The sequence below is a fragment of the Bacillus sp. SIMBA_005 genome, from assembly GCF_046535585.1.
Taxonomy (GTDB): domain Bacteria; phylum Bacillota; class Bacilli; order Bacillales; family Bacillaceae; genus Bacillus; species Bacillus pumilus.
The window spans coordinates 1-269 of sequence record NZ_JAWRWI010000456.1; the positions used below are offsets into that span (position 1 = coordinate 1).

Consider the following 269-nt stretch of genomic DNA (forward strand, 5'->3'; position numbering starts at 1 on the left):
GCCCGCTTTTTTGCCCAGAGCTTACGCTGCGCTGATCAACTGTCTCGTCATCACTATCCCGCTCCTCGCAGTCTGTCGCTGGATCAGGTTTTTGCCGGATCGTGACGATTGTAGATCGCGCCCGGTCGGGTCATAATCACCCATGCGACGCGTGCAATTTTGGCAGCAAGAGCGACCGCCGCCTTGTTATTGTGCATCCTGGCCTGAAGCCCGTCCAGCCACACGCCGAGCCGGTCTCTCGTTCGATCAAGATGGAGAAGGCATGTTCG

Annotated in this window: 1 pseudogene; it reads right to left on the reverse strand. The window is 58.0% G+C overall.

Annotated features, from left to right (window positions below):
• Positions 1-83: 83 nt before the first annotated feature.
• Positions 84-269 (reverse strand): annotated as a pseudogene (locus tag SB660_RS20880) (IS110 family transposase); the annotation flags it as partial.